This is a genomic window from Nonomuraea sp. NPDC001699 (assembly GCF_053596455.1).
Genome location: NZ_JBSFGF010000006.1, coordinates 62,205 through 77,076 on the forward strand (window position 1 = coordinate 62,205; position 14,872 = coordinate 77,076).

At 69.2% G+C, this 14,872-nt stretch carries 18 protein-coding genes and 1 pseudogene; 8 read left to right on the top strand and 11 right to left on the bottom strand.

Features of this window, described 5'->3' with window-relative positions:
* Window positions 1-112 precede the first annotated feature (112 nt).
* On the top strand, window positions 113-886 hold the full coding sequence (locus ACWCSU_RS19675; protein ID WP_357700211.1) for an IclR family transcriptional regulator: 774 nt from the start codon (window positions 113-115) through the stop codon (window positions 884-886).
* A gap of 97 nt (window positions 887-983) precedes the next feature.
* Here the strand turns inward: ACWCSU_RS19675 and ACWCSU_RS19680 are convergent, their stop codons facing one another.
* Complete coding sequence (locus ACWCSU_RS19680; protein WP_357700213.1) at window positions 984-1,808, bottom strand: helix-turn-helix domain-containing protein; 825 nt, start codon at window positions 1,806-1,808, stop codon at window positions 984-986.
* A gap of 138 nt (window positions 1,809-1,946) precedes the next feature.
* Between ACWCSU_RS19680 and ACWCSU_RS19685 the strand changes: the two genes are divergently transcribed.
* The 3 genes from ACWCSU_RS19685 to ACWCSU_RS19695 all read left to right on the top strand — a co-directional run bounded on the left by ACWCSU_RS19685 (window position 1,947) and on the right by ACWCSU_RS19695 (window position 3,925).
* Entirely contained in the window at window positions 1,947-2,672 is a 726-nt protein-coding gene (locus tag ACWCSU_RS19685) for an alpha/beta fold hydrolase (RefSeq protein ID WP_449936502.1), read from the top strand.
* A 244-nt stretch (window positions 2,673-2,916) separates the two neighbouring features.
* Entirely contained in the window at window positions 2,917-3,345 is a 429-nt protein-coding gene (locus ACWCSU_RS19690) for an RICIN domain-containing protein (protein WP_449936505.1), read from the top strand.
* Window positions 3,346-3,475: 130 nt separating this feature from the next.
* The gene (locus tag ACWCSU_RS19695; RefSeq protein ID WP_449936507.1) at window positions 3,476-3,925 is read left to right on the top strand and encodes a VOC family protein; all 450 of its coding nucleotides are present in this window, start codon (window positions 3,476-3,478) and stop codon (window positions 3,923-3,925) included.
* Window positions 3,926-4,033: 108 nt separating this feature from the next.
* Here ACWCSU_RS19695 and ACWCSU_RS19700 read toward each other — a convergent pair whose 3' ends face one another.
* Complete coding sequence (locus ACWCSU_RS19700; RefSeq protein ID WP_449936509.1) at window positions 4,034-4,273, bottom strand: helix-turn-helix domain-containing protein; 240 nt, start codon at window positions 4,271-4,273, stop codon at window positions 4,034-4,036.
* A gap of 235 nt (window positions 4,274-4,508) precedes the next feature.
* On the opposite strand from ACWCSU_RS19700, the gene ACWCSU_RS19705 reads away from it, so the two are divergent.
* Window positions 4,509-4,757, top strand: coding sequence for a hypothetical protein (locus tag ACWCSU_RS19705; protein ID WP_449936512.1), 249 nt, complete (start codon window positions 4,509-4,511; stop codon window positions 4,755-4,757).
* Window positions 4,758-5,130: 373 nt separating this feature from the next.
* Here the strand turns inward: ACWCSU_RS19705 and ACWCSU_RS19710 are convergent, their stop codons facing one another.
* The 6 genes from ACWCSU_RS19710 to ACWCSU_RS19735 form a co-directional block, all read right to left on the bottom strand.
* Window positions 5,131-5,646: a hypothetical protein gene (locus ACWCSU_RS19710; protein ID WP_449936514.1), complete on the bottom strand. Its 516-nt coding sequence runs from the start codon at window positions 5,644-5,646 to the stop codon at window positions 5,131-5,133.
* Between the two features lie 300 nt (window positions 5,647-5,946).
* Window positions 5,947-7,212 carry a WD40 repeat domain-containing protein gene (locus ACWCSU_RS19715; RefSeq protein ID WP_449936517.1) on the bottom strand — a complete coding sequence of 422 codons (1,266 nt, stop codon included), beginning with the start codon at window positions 7,210-7,212 and terminating at the stop codon, window positions 5,947-5,949.
* Between the two features lie 155 nt (window positions 7,213-7,367).
* The gene (locus ACWCSU_RS19720) at window positions 7,368-7,610 is read right to left on the bottom strand and encodes a hypothetical protein (RefSeq protein ID WP_449936520.1); all 243 of its coding nucleotides are present in this window, start codon (window positions 7,608-7,610) and stop codon (window positions 7,368-7,370) included.
* A gap of 318 nt (window positions 7,611-7,928) precedes the next feature.
* Window positions 7,929-8,168 (bottom strand): hypothetical protein, encoded by a 240-nt coding sequence (locus tag ACWCSU_RS19725; protein ID WP_449936521.1) that lies wholly within the window; start codon window positions 8,166-8,168, stop codon window positions 7,929-7,931.
* A gap of 51 nt (window positions 8,169-8,219) precedes the next feature.
* Entirely contained in the window at window positions 8,220-8,642 is a 423-nt protein-coding gene (locus tag ACWCSU_RS19730; protein ID WP_449936523.1) for an alpha/beta fold hydrolase, read from the bottom strand.
* Between the two features lie 66 nt (window positions 8,643-8,708).
* On the bottom strand, window positions 8,709-9,080 hold the full coding sequence (locus tag ACWCSU_RS19735) for an alpha/beta fold hydrolase (RefSeq protein ID WP_449936525.1): 372 nt from the start codon (window positions 9,078-9,080) through the stop codon (window positions 8,709-8,711).
* Between the two features lie 668 nt (window positions 9,081-9,748).
* Between ACWCSU_RS19735 and ACWCSU_RS19740 the strand changes: the two genes are divergently transcribed.
* A complete protein-coding gene (locus tag ACWCSU_RS19740) occupies window positions 9,749-10,105 on the top strand; it encodes a hypothetical protein (protein ID WP_449936527.1) in 357 nt (118 codons plus the stop codon).
* A 236-nt stretch (window positions 10,106-10,341) separates the two neighbouring features.
* Here ACWCSU_RS19740 and ACWCSU_RS19745 read toward each other — a convergent pair.
* Window positions 10,342-10,779, bottom strand: a pseudogene (locus ACWCSU_RS19745) (recombinase family protein); the annotation flags it as partial.
* 103 nt (window positions 10,780-10,882) lie between these two features.
* Window positions 10,883-11,488, bottom strand: a complete 606-nt coding sequence (locus ACWCSU_RS19750) for a TetR/AcrR family transcriptional regulator (protein WP_449936529.1) — start codon at window positions 11,486-11,488, stop codon at window positions 10,883-10,885.
* Window positions 11,489-11,592: 104 nt separating this feature from the next.
* Between ACWCSU_RS19750 and ACWCSU_RS19755 the strand changes: the two genes are divergently transcribed.
* Window positions 11,593-13,065, top strand: a complete 1,473-nt coding sequence (locus ACWCSU_RS19755; protein ID WP_449936532.1) for an MFS transporter — start codon at window positions 11,593-11,595, stop codon at window positions 13,063-13,065.
* Window positions 13,066-13,742: 677 nt separating this feature from the next.
* On the opposite strand, the gene ACWCSU_RS19760 is transcribed toward ACWCSU_RS19755, so the two are convergent.
* Complete coding sequence (locus ACWCSU_RS19760) at window positions 13,743-14,465, bottom strand: TetR/AcrR family transcriptional regulator (protein ID WP_449936535.1); 723 nt, start codon at window positions 14,463-14,465, stop codon at window positions 13,743-13,745.
* Between the two features lie 77 nt (window positions 14,466-14,542).
* On the opposite strand from ACWCSU_RS19760, the gene ACWCSU_RS19765 reads away from it, so the two are divergent.
* Window positions 14,543-14,857, top strand: a complete 315-nt coding sequence (locus ACWCSU_RS19765; RefSeq protein WP_352364639.1) for a DUF1330 domain-containing protein — start codon at window positions 14,543-14,545, stop codon at window positions 14,855-14,857.
* Window positions 14,858-14,872: the final 15 nt, after the last annotated feature.

The window sequence follows — 14,872 nt, forward strand, 5'->3', positions numbered from 1 at the left end:
TTGTAAATTGGTAGGGAATGCAAAGATTGTCCCGCGATGCGGGAAGCGTTCCCGGCTGGACCGGCTTCCACCTGGTCCCCGATCTCCCTACTCGGAAGACGGAGTTTCCCGTATGGCAACAGACGACAGCGTCCAGTCGGTGCGCAGGGCGATCGGCCTGCTCGGCTGCTTCGGGGGCGGTGACGCCTCGCTCGGCCTGTCCGACCTGGCGCGCAGGATGGGGCTGTCCACCTCGACCACCCACCGCCTGGCCAGGACGCTGGCCGCCACGGGCTTCCTGGAGCAGGAGGCGCGCACCGGCCGCTACCGGCTGGGGCCGTCCATCACGGAGCTGGGGCAGCTCTCCTTCCACCGGCGCGGCCTGCACCGCATCACCCCCGAACTGGCCGAGCTGGCCCGCATCACCTCCGCCACCGTGGACCTGGCCGTCCGCAACGACCGGCACGCGGTCATCCTGAGCGGCGGCTCGCTCAACCCCGACAGCGGCGCCGGGCTGCGCCGCCCCCTGCACTCCACGGCGCTGGGCAAGGTGCTGCTGGCCTGGGACCCGGAGGGCAGCGCCGACCTGGAGGCGCTCGGCCCGCTGCCGGCGCTGACCGGCCGCACCATCGTGGACCACGCCGAACTGCGCGAGGAGCTGGTCCGCGTGCGCGAGTCGGGGTACGCGCTCAACGACGGGGAGTCGGGCGACGGCATCCGCACCGTCGCGGTGCCGGTGCTCGACCGGCACAACCACGTCCGCTACGCGCTGGCCGTGCGCTCCACGCCGCTGGTCATCAGCGACGCGCGGATCGACTGGTTCGCCGCGCACGCGCGGGCCTGCGCCCGCGCGCTGGAGGTGCTGCTGATCCCACCGGCCGAGCGCCGCCTGCGCCCCTCCGCCTGAGTCACGGCAGGCGGCGCCGGCCGGCGGCGGTGACGCGCAGGCCGAACTCCAGCGGCGGATGCGCGCGGCCGAGCCGGTCGGCGAGCCCCTGGGTGATTTACGGGGAAGGCGTGACGGAGGCGAGGAGCGCCAGCTTCTCGGCGCTGCCGGTGCCGGGGTCGGGGTGCAGGACGATGAGCGTCTGGCCCGCCGCGCCGCTCACGCCCAGCCTCTCCCGGTTCAGCCACAGCTCACCCACCTGGGGATGGTCGAGGCGCTTGGCCGCGCCTTCGCACGTGTTCACGTCGTGACGGGCCCAGAGCCTGCTGAACAGCGGGCTGGCGAGGGAGAGCTCGCCGACGAGTTCGACGAACCGGGGATCGTCGATGTCGGCGCCGACGGACTTGCGGAAGCCGGCGACCATGCCCTGCGCGGCGTTCTCCCAGTCCGGGTAGAGAGCCTGCTCGGCGGGGTCGAGGAACACGTCCCGCAGGCGGTTGCGCCCCGCCGCGAGCCGCGGCGACAGGGTGGTCGCCGGCGCGTTGGCGGCCAGGACGTCGAAGGAGCGGCCCTCCACGTACGCAGGCAGCGCGAGCGCGGCGACGAGCTTGGCGATGCCCGTGGGAACGCTCTCCTTGCGGGGCCGCCGCCGTCGCCGCCGGGGATCGCCCGCCCCGAGGCGCAGCAGATAGGCCGTCGCGTCGTCGTCGAGCCGCAGCACGCGCGCGAGGGACACCAGCACCTGCGCGGACGGGTTGCGGTCGCGGCCCTGCTCCAGGCGCAGGTAGTAGTCGGCGCTGATGCCGGCGAGCATCGCGACCTCCTCCCGGCGCAGGCCCGGCACCCGCCGTACGCCCACGGAAGGGATGCCGGCCTGCTCAGGAGTGACGAGCTCCCGGCGGGCGCGTACGTATTCGCCCAGAAGGTTGGATTCGCCGCCCATGCGCACCACGGTAACGGCGCACCTCGGCGCGTGCCTGGCCCCCTCACCCCCAGGATCGCGAGGGCTCTGGCTGCGCCGGCGGACGAGCGGAAACCTCACTCGGGAACGAACACCCCTTTGATGAGCAAGGAGCCGCACATGTCAACGTACGTGCTGGTGCACGGGGCCTGGCACAGCGGACGATGCTGGGAGCGGGTGGTCCCGCTCCTGACCTCGGCCGGGCATCAGGCGGCCGCGCCGTCGCTGACCGGCCTCGGTGACAAGGCCCATCTGCTCGGCCCCGAGGTGGGACTGGACACCCACGCCGGCGACGTCGTCGAGCTGATCACCGCGAACGACCTCACCGACGTGATCCTGGTCGGCCACAGCTACGCCGGGCTGGTCATCTCCTCCGTAGCCAACCGCATCCCGGAACGCGTCGCCCACCTGGTCTACCTCGACGCGATGGTCCCGGAGGACGGCGAGAGCGCGGTGGACGTGCAGCCCGTCACCCAGGCCCTCATCGACCGCGCCGCGCAGTCCGGGACCGGCTGGCGGATCCCGCCGATGCCCGAGCTGCCGCCGCCCCTGGGCCTGTTCGGGGTCACCGACCCGGCGGACGTGGCCTGGCTGCGGGCGATGCTGTCGGACCAGCCGGCGCTCTGCCTCCAGCAGCCGGTCCGGCTGGACAACCCCGTCACGCACGCGATCCCGCGGACGCACATCCACTGCGTCGCGGGCGTGCCGGAGGGCATCACGCGGCGGCCCGTCCCGGCGACGCAGCCCAACGGCAGCCCCGCACAGGTGTGGGAACTGCCGACGGGCCACGACTGCATGATCACCATGCCGGACGAGCTCACCGAACTGCTGCTCAAGCTCGCGTGACCCGGTGGCCCGGGTCGGACCGGGATCGTGTCGCCGCGCCCGGCCGCGACATCGGCTGGAGTGCGGGGGAGGGGCCGGACTCGTCGCCGAGCGCCGAGCTGTTCCAGTGGTGGTACGACCAGGTGCGGTCGGAAACCCTGTCCGAAAGCGGTCACGGTCAAAGGGTGATTTCCCATGCACAATCGTCTCTTATGGAGGCAAGGCGGCACATCGCCACCTCCTGCTCCAGCCCGAGAGGACCTCCATGGACATCCCGGCCCGAGCCACCCTGATCAACAAGAAGTCCGGGCTCGCCCTCGACATCATGGAATGCGACATGTCCGACGGGGGCTGGGTGATTCAGTGGACCCCCCACGGCCGGGCCAATCAGATCTTCCGCTTGGAACCCGCCGAGGGCGGCTACAAGTTCATCGCCGAACACTCCGGCAAGGCCCTCGACGTCACTCTGGCGAGCCAGAACTCCGACTTCGCGATGCAGTGGGGGATCAACGGCAGTCCCAGTCAGATCTGGTACCTCAAGGAGCACGAGGCGGGCGTCTACCGGCTCATCGCCAAGCACTCGGGCAAGGTTCTGGCAGTCGCGAACGCCTCCACCGACCCGGGCGCACGCGTGGTGCAGTTCGAACCCGGTCATGACGAGAACGAGCTCTGGCTGCTCAAGGCCGTTCCCTAGCGCCGGTACGCGGAGTTCGGTTGCACGGGGTGGTCGGGTCCCAGGAACTGCGGCGTGAGGGAGGGCCGGTTCGGAGGCGTCGGTGCCTGCGGGTCCGTTGTGGCCATGGCGCCCGGGCAGGATGGTTGCCATGGTTTCCTACCAGTTGGTCATTGACTGCGCCTCGCCCGACCTCATGGCCCGGTTCTGGGCGAGCGCGCTGAGGTACACGGTGGAGCCGCCACCGGACGAATTCGGCACATGGCGGGAGTACTGGCTCAGCATCGGCGTGCCCGAGGATGAGTTGGGCGAGGGCGACTGCAGCGACAGCATCATCGATCCCGAGGGGCACGGCCCGAGGATCTGGTTCCAGCAGGTGCCCGAAGCCAAGACGGTCAAGAATCGGTTCCACCTGGATGTGAAGGTGGGCGGTAAGCGGGCGGACGTGCCGTTGGAGACCCGGAGGGCGCGGGTGGACGCCGAGGTGGAGCGGCTGGTCCAGGCAGGGGCGTCCGTGGTGCGGGTGCTGTCGCAGCCCGGAGTCGATCACTATGCGGTGGCGATGGCTGACCCGGAGGGAAACGAGTTCGACGTGGCGTAGCGCCACCCCAGGCGGCCCGCGTCCCGTACGTGAGTGCCGCGCGCGGCTGACGTACATCGCGGTTCTCATGATCGAAGGCTCTACCGCTGATTTCTGCATTCAGCCTGCTCAGGTCAGGTCGAGCCCGGCGAGTTGGGCTCTGCTGGTCACGTTGAGCTTGGGGAAGGCCCGGTAGAGCTGGTAGCTGACGGTCTTGGGGCTGAGGAAGAGCCGGGCGCCGATTTCCTTGTTGGCCCGCCCTGCCGCGGCCAGGCGTACGATCTGCAGTTCCTGGGGCGACAGGGCCGGCAAACCGTCGCGGGCACCGACGGCCAGAGTGGTGTCGCCGGCGGCGCGAAGCTCGTTCACCCCGAGGGGTGGGGCTGCTGTTCGACCACGACGACATGATGGTCTCATGGGAGGCCCCGATCGGCGACTGGTGGCCCGACTGGCTCGGCTCCAGCTGCCCGGCCCTGCTGATCCACAGCCTGGAGGATGCTTGCGGGGCATCGAGCCGGCGCCGAATGGGCGATCGACGGCGGCGTCCTACGGCAACTCTGGGGGACGGCACGACGAGGAGCCGCGCCCACCCCGACGGGGCCCGATGGAACTGCCCGCCACCCCCGTCCGCTTCCTGCTCCTGCTCGACGTCGGCCGCGGCGACGTCCCGCGGCCGGACAGCCTCGTGCTCGGCGCGCTCGCCGGAGAGCTCAAGACCATCACCTCTGCGGCCCGCACGGAGTCACGCAGGTCGGCCTCGATTGGCAAGGGCGGCAGCGGCGACCGTGCAAACAAACGCGGGGGCGTAGAAGATGCCGACCGATGCGAGGCCGAGGACGCACCAGATGCCTAGACAGATTGCAGTCAAGGTTGTGGCCCACCTCATGTACCTGCCCGTAACGACGAGAGGGACTGCCGAGATGGCGACGGGAATGAAGAGCGGGAGGCCGTTCGTCCAGTCGATGTCGGACGCATGAGTTCCTGTGGGATTATTGATTCTGTAGACCGGGATGATGAGCGTGAACAAGGCTCCGGCGAGCGCGAGGGCCACCCCTGCGACGACCCAGCGTCTTTCGGAACTCATCGGCTCATCGGCTCATCACCCGTCTCTCGCGGAGTCTTCGGCGACGCCGCAGGCTGACACTAATTATAGGTGCGTATGACCCTGTAATGGCGAGACAGCAGGAAACTGCATCCGGAGTCCGCATATGAATCGGTGAGGCCGGTCAGGTTCCCGTCCCACCAGCCCTGCACGACATTCCTCGGATAATATACGTGGGCCGCGGGACGGCAACGCCGCAGAACGGGCCGTTCGCGTAGTGCGCATACGGCTCCGACCTGTGGTCGGTGCAGCCGTAGAGATTCTGGAAATTGTCCGCGACTTTGAACCAGCCGGTTGTCGTCAGCCAGGAATGGTTGGCGTTCCCCCAGCCGGGCTGAATGCAGTTGACGCCGTTCCAGTCCCAGCCGACGAAATTCGTCACATCGTTGACCGTTAGATTGATGGGGTCCACCCACCAGGTCTCCTTCGTGAGCCCGGTGGTGGGGTCGTCCGTCTTGAGAAGCTGGTCGCGCCGGATGGCCGGTTCCATCTGGCAGGTCTTCAGGTTCAGGCGCGTTTCGTCGCCCTGGACCGCCTTCTCGTCCGGCCCCAGCTCCAGCTCGACGGTGAAGACGCAGTCATCCGCGCCGAGTTGGCGTTGGAGGACGGTGATCTGGTGGCACAGGGCGAGTATCGCCACGTCCTTGTCCCGATCGTTTAGGGCAGCAACCGCAGCGCGGCGACCGTGTTCGTGACGGTGAGGTAGGCCAGGCGAAGGAGCACGACTGATCATCCTGTCGCACGCGTTTCTGTCCCCCGGGTGGCCCTGAGTTCGCGCCGCCACGCGAAGGTCTCACATGGTCATGACCTGGGCGGACGCAATTTCGGCAGACGCACTGCCGCCGCGCGAGCAGGCACGACTCGCCCTCCGCCCGCTCCAGCCTGGCCGTCAACGGTCCAGCACGCCCTGACTACTCGCACTCTCGGTGTTTCCTCATGATCAGAGCGCAGGACATGGGTTGTGGGGGCCAGGATCGCCAAGTCCATCCGGCCAGCCCACGCCACCGGCGATCTTCGCCCACGTCTCCGGAGTCACCCGGAGAGCACGCAAGGCCGAGTCGGCGCAGACGTCACGCAGAGGATCATCGCTGATCCCGCCGACCTGCCACGACATCACCCCCCACCCGGCCGCCGCGCTCATGGCCACCCCGCCGTCGGCGCTCAACGCCACCGCGCCCACCGGGCCCGGCGACCCGGGCAACTCGGCCAGCAGCACCGGACGCAGCCGGTCACGCAACCCCCACCAACCGACCCTGCCGCCGTCCTCGCCCGTCACGGCGCCACTCCCGTCGGACGTGAACGCCACGCCGATCATCAGGCTCCGCACCCCCGGCAACGTCGCCAGCCGCCGCGGCCTGGCCGGATCGCCCACGTCCCACACCTGATTCCCCGTCACCGCCGTACGCCCATCGGCGCTCAGCGCACCCGCACCCCACGGCACACCCGGCCGGGTCAGCACCCCCGCCTGAACCGGACGCGCCGGATCGGCCAGGTCCCACACCACCGCCTTGTCCTCGCTGACCGTCAACGCCCTGCGCCCATCGGCGCTCAACCCCGCCGACAACACCGCCGACGCGTGCACCTCCGACGGCCGCCGGAGCTGCCCGCCGGCCGCGTCCCAGAAGACGACCCCGCCGCCGTCGAAGCCCGCCACGGCCCTCCCGCCGTCCCGCGACAGCGCCACCGCGCTCACCGGCCGCACGCCATCACCCGCCACGACCGTGCGCGAGCGGGAATGACCGCCCATCTCCCACACGCGCACCGAACCGTCGCGACCACCGATCAGGCCGGTGCGGCCATCAGCGGTGAGCGCCACCGCGGAGGCGTCCAGGCGATCCTGCAACGTGCTCGACGCGGTCACCAGCAGGCCGCGCCCGGGAGGGCCCTGAGGCGCCAGCTCCCACCGGACGACGCGCTCGTGCGCGTCCGCCGACAGCGCGATCCGCCCGTCGGCCGACAGCGCGAGGTCCCGCACGTCGCTCGCGCCCGGCAGATTGCCCTGACGCCCGGCGAGCAACGTGCCGGTCAGCGCGGCCCGCGTACCGGCATCGGCGTGCAGCTCGACCGCGGCCGCGCCCACGAGCCGCGCGGCCAGGTCATCGACATCACGCAGCCTCACCCCTTGCAGGGCCAGGTCCCTGGCGGTGGCGATCCTGGCGCTCTCACGACCGTCGGCCACCACCCAGGCCAGCGCTACCAGCAGCACGCCTGTCAGCAGGATCAGGCCAAGACCTGACCACGGCCCACCTCGTGCAGCACGTTGATTCGTCATTCCTCGCGCCATCTGTAAGTAGTCGGGGCGGGGCCCGGGTCCATCGACCGCAGGATCGGGAAGTTGGTCACGTCGAACGTGAGGGTGACTTACTCGCCCGGGTTGCTCTTGCGCAGCTGGTTCCATTTCTTGTTCTCCCAGCTGACGTCGTGGTCGAGCAGGATGTTCTCTATGGCGGACAACCCTTTGCAGATGTCGCCGACCACGCCCTTGTACTGTCCGACCACAGGAATCTTATCGACCCACGGGAATCCACTGACCACGTCAATGGTCCCACAGACACCGTTGACCGAGCCCGGCTGCTTGTCCCGCAGTACCTTCTTCTTATCCATACCTGCGTGGGGGAGTAGCTCTGGTAGCAGTGCTCCTCGTACTTGTGCTTGGGGTTCTTGAGGCAGGTCTCGATCGGCCTGTCGTCATATCCAGCCCGCTTTCCGGTTTCCACGATGCATTCGAGGTGAATGAGCCCTCCGCCGAAGCAGGTCTTCGGATCGCCTCCTCGGACATGGCAGTTGGCCGGACGGGGGCCGACTGCTTGTGGCCAGTCCGCCCCGACGGCGCCCAGCCGTTTCGTTCGAGCCGTCCTCGCCCTTGGTGTACAGGTTGCGGCATGTCACGTACACGACATTTCCTTCGATGCAGGCGGAGCGTCATGTCCCGCCGGCCCGGCACTTCTCGTGAACCGAGTCGGCGCCATCGCATCTGTTGCCGTTGTGCCGATACTCCTCGCACACCTTGTGGACGGCATCCTTCTCGCACTGCTGTGTCGTTTTCTTCGTCCCGAACACACACTTCTCGAAGCCCTTCTTGTTGAGGTTCTTCCTGCATTTGTCGTACTGAGTCTTCTTCGGCTTGGTCGTCTTGTGGCCGTCGGGGTCGGTGAGGGGCAAAGGATTGTCGTTGGCATAGATGGAGCGGTTGAGCTGGACAGAGGAGCTTCCTCACTCGGCCGTGTGCGTGAGGATCGCGTCGGCCAGCTCCTGGTGGGTCTCCAGCGGCAGCGTGTGCCCCATGCCTGCCACGATCGTCAGCCGCGCCCCCGGGATCTGCTCGGCGATGATGGCGCCGTGACCCGGTTTGACCGGCTCGTGGCTGCCGTCGATGACCACCGTGGGCGCCTTCACCCGGTGGAGCACGCCCACCGGCTCGAAGTCGGGGCCGGCCGCTGCGGCCAGCCGGTGGTTGGCCACCGCCGACAGGTCGCGGGCCCGGTCGTAGATGCGTTCCCGCAGCCGGCGCGCCGCGTCCTCGTCGAACGGCAGCCCTGTGCCGTGCAGCACGCGCTGCTCGGCGAGCATGCCGTTGATCAGCGCGCGGCGGTCCTGCGCCGGTGGGGCGGCCATCAGCGCGCGGAAGAATTCCACGAACTCCGGCGCCGGCTGCCCTCGGGCTGCGGCTGCCCCGTCAGGGCCCGCATGAGCACCTGGCCCTCACCGCCGCCGGGTGGCGAGGAGGCGATGACGGTCAGCGAGCGCACCCGGTCCGGCGCCTCCACGGCGATGAGCTGGCCGAGCAGCCCGCCCGGCCGAGTGGCCCACCAGGTGCGCGCGGTCCGAGCCGTGGGCGTCCAGCACGCGGTAGACGTCGTTCTTGATGTCGTCCCAGGTGTACGGCTCGGCCGCGAAGTCGACGGTGCCGGACATGCCGGTGTCGCGGTGGTCGTAGCGGATCACCCTGCGGCCCCCGGCGGTCAGTCGGCCGACGAACTCGTCCGGCCACAGGATGCCCTGCGACATCGAACCCATGATCAACAGGGTCGGCGCGTCGGTCTCGGCGCCGAACTCTTCACTCCAAATGTTCACGTTTTGCATGTCTCCCGGCGTGCCGTCCCCGGTGACCGGCGCCTTCCGTAGAACTACCGGTGACGCCGGATCCGTACGGGGAGCCGATGCCCAGCGTGCTGATGTTTCAGGAGTTTCCGAATTGGATTCGCCCTGATCTGGGGGCTGCGGAGCGGGCGTCCGGCAAGGCGCGGGGGTGTGAGGCCATGGGAAGAGCACGCGGAGCGGGCTGGTGGAGGCCGGCCGCTCATCTGGGGAGTGGCCCGTCACGTCAACGAAGCCGACCTGCTCGGTAGCGGTGAATACAAGGGCGATCAACCCCCTGTACAGCGCGCCACTCGCGCCCGGCCCGGCAAGGACGCGTAGCCACTTCCTCCGCAGCCGGCCTCGCCTCGAGGTGTGGCAGTCCGGGTGAGCCTTCGCTGGAGGTCCCGACGAGCCATGGGCCCCTGGAGCTTGGCCTGACTATCGGCGGCTGCTGCCGCACGCCCTCACTGTCCTGCCGCCCGGCTCCGACAGCCTGCTCGAAATCTGCCGGTATCTCGGCGCCGCCGGTGACCATCGCTCCGCCCTCGCTCTGGCTCCGCAGCTGTGCGAGCACCGCACCGCACACCTCGGTGCCGAGCACCCCGGCACCCTGACCGCCCGGCACGAAGCTCACGCTCTGGGACAGCAGATCGCTCCAACAAGTGGGCACGCCGAGCGTCGGCGGCTCCCCTGCGGCCTTCTCACCCGAAGGCCGCCTGTTGGCCGTGGCAGACGCAACCGACCAAATCCAGCTGTGGGATGTCACCGCCGGCCTGCCCCTCGGGCTCCCGCTCAGCGGCTTCTTCCACCCGGAAGATCCCCTCGGGAACAGCTCACTCAACTCGCTGGCCTTCGCCCCGGATGGGTCGGCCGTGCTCACCATCGACCGCGCCCGTCTCCGCACCCACCTCATCGCGCCCGACAAGATCAAATCCGCGTTGTGCGCCCAGTCCGGGCCCCTGTCCGAAGCGGACTGGAAGATCTTCATACCCGAAATCCCTTACCGCCGGACTTGCTGATCGTCATGCCAGGTGAGCCCGAACGATCCATCATCGTGGTGGAAGCACGCTCGACACCACCCGGCACGGCAGCTCTTGGCCTACCCGCGACCTGTGAAGGCCCGCCTCCGGCGGGCCGGTGCGTCGGCCACTGCCTCCACGGCAGCCGCGGGCGCGCGGGACCGTCTCGCCGCTTTCCCCGCGGAAACCTGGCATTTCTGCGACACCTGCCCCTCGTCAGGCTCTGGAACGACGACCTACGCATCCTTGGCGTCTGCGAGGGTCTTGTGGACGACGCCGACGGAGGCCTTCACGCCGGCGTCGATGGTGCGGATGGATTCCCCGCGCTGGCGACGGGCGAGAATCGCTGCGCGTTTGTCGTCGTCGACCACCGGGGGGCGGCCGCCGACCCGGCCGCGGCGGCGGGCCGCCTCCAGGCCGTTCCTGGTCTTGCGGACGATGTCGCGGCGCCGGTCCTCCGACAGGGCCACGGCCAGGTCGAGGATCAGGGAGCGCTCGGTGTGCTCGCCCGCCGCGATGCCCTCCAGCACCTTGACCGCGATACCGCGCTGGAACAGGTCGTTGAGGACGATGAGCCCTTCCAGGAGGTTGCGGCCGAGCCGGTCGACCTCCTGGACGGTCAGCATGTCCCCACGGCGGATGTGGGACAGCGCGTCCAGCAGGACGGGCCGCGAGCTTGCCGCTGATCTTCTCCTCGAGCGCCGGTGGTGTCCAGCGCGACCAGCTCATGTGGATCCGGCGGGTCTGGCGCAGCAGGCTCTCGTAGGTCGCCGCGGCTCAGTCGGAAACAGGCACTTGGGTCGTCTCATCCACTCGGCAGTGGAGCCCGTCGAACATGACGGCCAGAAGTCGATCACGATGTGCGGGGGTCCGCTCCGCCGCCCAGGCGACTGAAGCGATCAGGGAGAAAAGGGCAGAAGCGTCAATATCGGGTCGGATCGTCCCCGTGTGCTGGGCTCTGTCCAGTAGTTGCGCCCCAGCGGCCTTGACGGCTTGGCAGGTGGCGTGGAGTTCGGATGCGGGGTCGGCGAGGCTGTCGACGAGAGCGTCGACCAGGCCGCGATAGGCCATGGCGTGCTCGACCGCGGCCGTCAGCCAGGTGGCCAAAGCTTGGTGCGGGGATGGGGAGGCGAGCAGCTCATCTGAGCGGGCTTTCAGGCCGCGCAGGCTTTCGCCCAGCAACGCCTCCAGTAGTGCCTGGCGGGTCGGGAAGTGCCGGTAGAGGGTCACGTTGCCGACGCCGGCGGTGCGCGCGATGTCGTTCAAGGAGGCGCCGACGCCGTGCTCGGCGAAAGCCGTCCGGGCGGTCGTCAGGAGCCGCTCGTAATTGCGTCGCGCATCTTTGCGCCCTACGGGCCGGGCCTGCGTTGATCGGTCCGCCACGGGAACCCTCCACATATTTGCCAAAGCGAGGAACCTCCTCATATCTTAGCTCACCACAAGCGAGGAACTTCCTCGTTTCTTTGGGTTCCATTCTGAGGAGTGCCATGACCGAGCAGAGCACGCACGTGGCAAGAGCGGGATCCGGGCCCGCCGGTGCCTCCCGACAGCAGCGCCGCCCCGGCCTGGTGCTCGCCATCGTGCTGATCTGTCAGACGATGTTCATCCTCGACACCAACGTGGTGAACATCGCCCTCCCCGACATCCAGCACGACCTCGGCTTCTCGGCGGCCGGCCTGTCCTGGGTGCTCAATGCCTACATGCTGGCCTTCGGCGGTCTGCTGCTGCTCGGCGGTCGCGTGGGCGACATCGTCGGCCAACGGCGGGCTCTCATCGGCGGGGTGGTCGTCTTCACCGCCGCCTCACTGGCCGGAGGGCTGGCCACATCGGCTGGGATGCTGCTGGCGGCCCGTGCCGGTCAGGGGATCGGCGCCGCCGTCGCCGCACCGACCGTGCTCGCCCTCATCACCGTAGGCTTTCCGGACCCCGCACGCCGGGCGCGGGCACTGGGGGCTTACGCGGCGGTCTCCGGTTCCGGCGCCGCGATCGGGCTCATCGCCGGTGGCGTGCTCACCGACTGGATCTCCTGGCGGTGGGTGCTGTTCATCAACGTGCCGATCGGCATCGTCCTGCTGATCCTGGCCCCGCTGTTCGTCACCGAGACCGATCGCCACCCCGGCCGCTTCGACGTGGCGGGTTCGCTGACCTCGACGCTCGGCATGACCGCACTCGTCTACGGCTTCATCCGCGCCGCCGAGCAGGGCTTCGGTGACGTGGTCACGCTCGGCGCGCTCGGCGCGGCCGCCGTCCTGCTGGTCCTGTTCGTGGCCGTCGAGTCCCGTGCCCGGCAGCCGATCGTCCCGCTGCGGCTGTTCGCCGACCGCAACCGCGCCGGCGGCTACGTCGTGCTGCTGTTCGTCCTGGCCGCGGGCAACGGCATGTTCTTCTTTCTCACCCAGTTCCTGCAGCAAGTCCGCGGATACAGCCCGCTGCAGGCGGGGTTCGCCTTCGTGCCGCTGGCCCTGGTGATCCTTGCATCCTCCGGCGTGGCGGCCCGGCTGCTGCCGCGCCTGGGCGCCAAGACGTTGATCGCCGTCGGCGCCGGGGCGATCAGCCTGGCCCTGCTGTGGATGACGCGGCTGACGCCGCAGACCGACTACGCCTCCGCGCTGCTCGGCCCGATGATGATCGCCGGTCTCGGCATGGGCGCCTTGCTGGTGGGAGCCACCACCGTGTTGTCCTCCGGCATCCAGGCCGAGGACGCCGGCGCCGCCTCGGGCCTGCTCAACGTCATGCAGCAGATCGGCGGTGCGCTGGGGCTGGCCATCCTCGTCACGGTGTTCGGCGCGGCCACGCGCGCTTCGCGCGGACCGTCCCACCAGGTCCTCACCGAGGGGGTCACCGCGGCCTTCACCGTCGCCGCCGCGTTCACCGCCGCCGCAATCCTCCTGGCCCTGGCCATGAAGAACCGACCGGCTCCCACAGCCGAATCCGCAGCCGCGGAAAAGCTCACCCGATGACGAAGGAAGCAGCCTCATCTGCGCCGGCGATGAGATGCGGGAACGGGACCCGGTGTACGTTCTCCGTTCCGCCACACTCTGCCCCCCGACTCCAGGCAGCAGCGGCCCCGCCTGAATCCGAGGGGTGCGCCCGCTCTTCGGCGAGGCGGACTGGCGCGCGACGCCACCCACCAGATCGGAAGTGCCGATTTGCCGATTGGCCCGCGAAGAGGATCGGAACGGCCAGTAGCGACTCAGCCGTGTGGTGACTCTGACGACTGGACATCGTCGGGTTATGGCTGATCAGCGGGCCGCCGGGGTGGCGGGTCGTCGCGCTCCAGCAATTGCACTGCGGCGAGGAATTGTTCCTGGGTGAGCCCGGTCGCGTTCTGCAGGTCTCCGGTCGAGATCTCGGTCCGGTTGTCCCGCCTGGCGACTTCAAGCGCGCGAAGGAGTTTCCCGGCCCCTGGTTCGGCGTCGATGCAGTGCCGGGCGGCCGCTTGGGCGTGGAGCTGCCTCATGTGATCGGCGGAGCAGGCGACCACCATCCGCCGTCCGTCCCAGGCGGGGTTCGGTGGCGTGGGTCGCCGAGGAATCGGGCACGAGCCCGTACCGGCGGTGTTCTCTCGAACGTGCCCCCAGGACCAAAGTAGCTGTGCGTAGCGAACCGTCACTCTTATGGCGTGATCAGACGTGGCTCAGCTCAGGCCCAGCGACCTGACCAGGTCGAGCATTTCGGCGCGATGCAGGGCGGCCGGGTTGCCTGCTACGGGGTGAATGTGGCCGTCGATCTCCAGGGCGACCAGGCCGTGCATCCGGCCCCAGACGCGCAGCGCGAGGGCCGCCGCCGCGGGCGGCACGTCGGGGAGATCCTCCTGGATCTTTGCGGCGTGGTCCGGATGGAGGTCGGACCAGGAGGTGTCTTCGGGCTGGTGGCGCCGGGCATGCGGCCACGAGGCCGCCACCAGGCGGGTGAGCTCGCGGCACACACGGCGGGCCGTCTGGTCGACCGGCCCGTCCTCGGGCGGCTGGTAGCCCGGGACGGGGTGTCCGTAGAAGAGCCGGAAGCTCTCCGGATGGGCCAGCGCCCACTCTCTAAGCGCCCGGCCCCAGGCCATAAGCCTGCCGCCGGGGTCGGTGTTGGGCACCGCGTTGCTGGCGGACTCCAGCGCATCCGCGAGCGAGGCGGCGATCTCGCTGATCAGTGCCGTGATCAGGTCGTCCCGGGTGGGGAAGTAGCTGTAGATCGCGCGCGCGGTCATCCCCATCTCGCGGGCGATGCCCCGCAGCGAGATCGCTCCCGGGCCGCCTTCGGCCATCTGCCGCAGCGCGATGGTCTTGATCTCCCGGCTCGTCTCCACCCGCAGCCGCTCCCGGCGGCTCATCATGCCCCCGGCGCGTTCGCTCTGTTCGATGCCCACCTTGAACAGGTTACAGGGATGCGTTAGCCTTCGGCGGGTCAAAAGTACACGCCGTGTCCGAATGAAACGGAGTTTCCATGCCTGCTTACGTCATCGCCAACGTCGATGTGCTCGATGAGGAGGCCGGCTGGGCCTACGCCCCCGTTGCCCAGCGGTCGATCCTCGACCACGGCGGCCGCTACCTGGTCGCGGGCCCCGTGCCCGAACCCGCCGAGGGCACTTGGGCCTCCTCCCGGCTCCTGATCATCGAGTTCCCCGACATGGACCGTGCCCGGCAGTGGTACGACTCCCCTGAGTACCGGCGGGCCAGGCAAATCCGAGACGGCAAGGCCCGCGTCGGGCTGCTCTTCGTCGAAGGCTCCCCACCCGAAGGCTTCACCCTTCCCTCCTAGGAACTCTCCGATGGA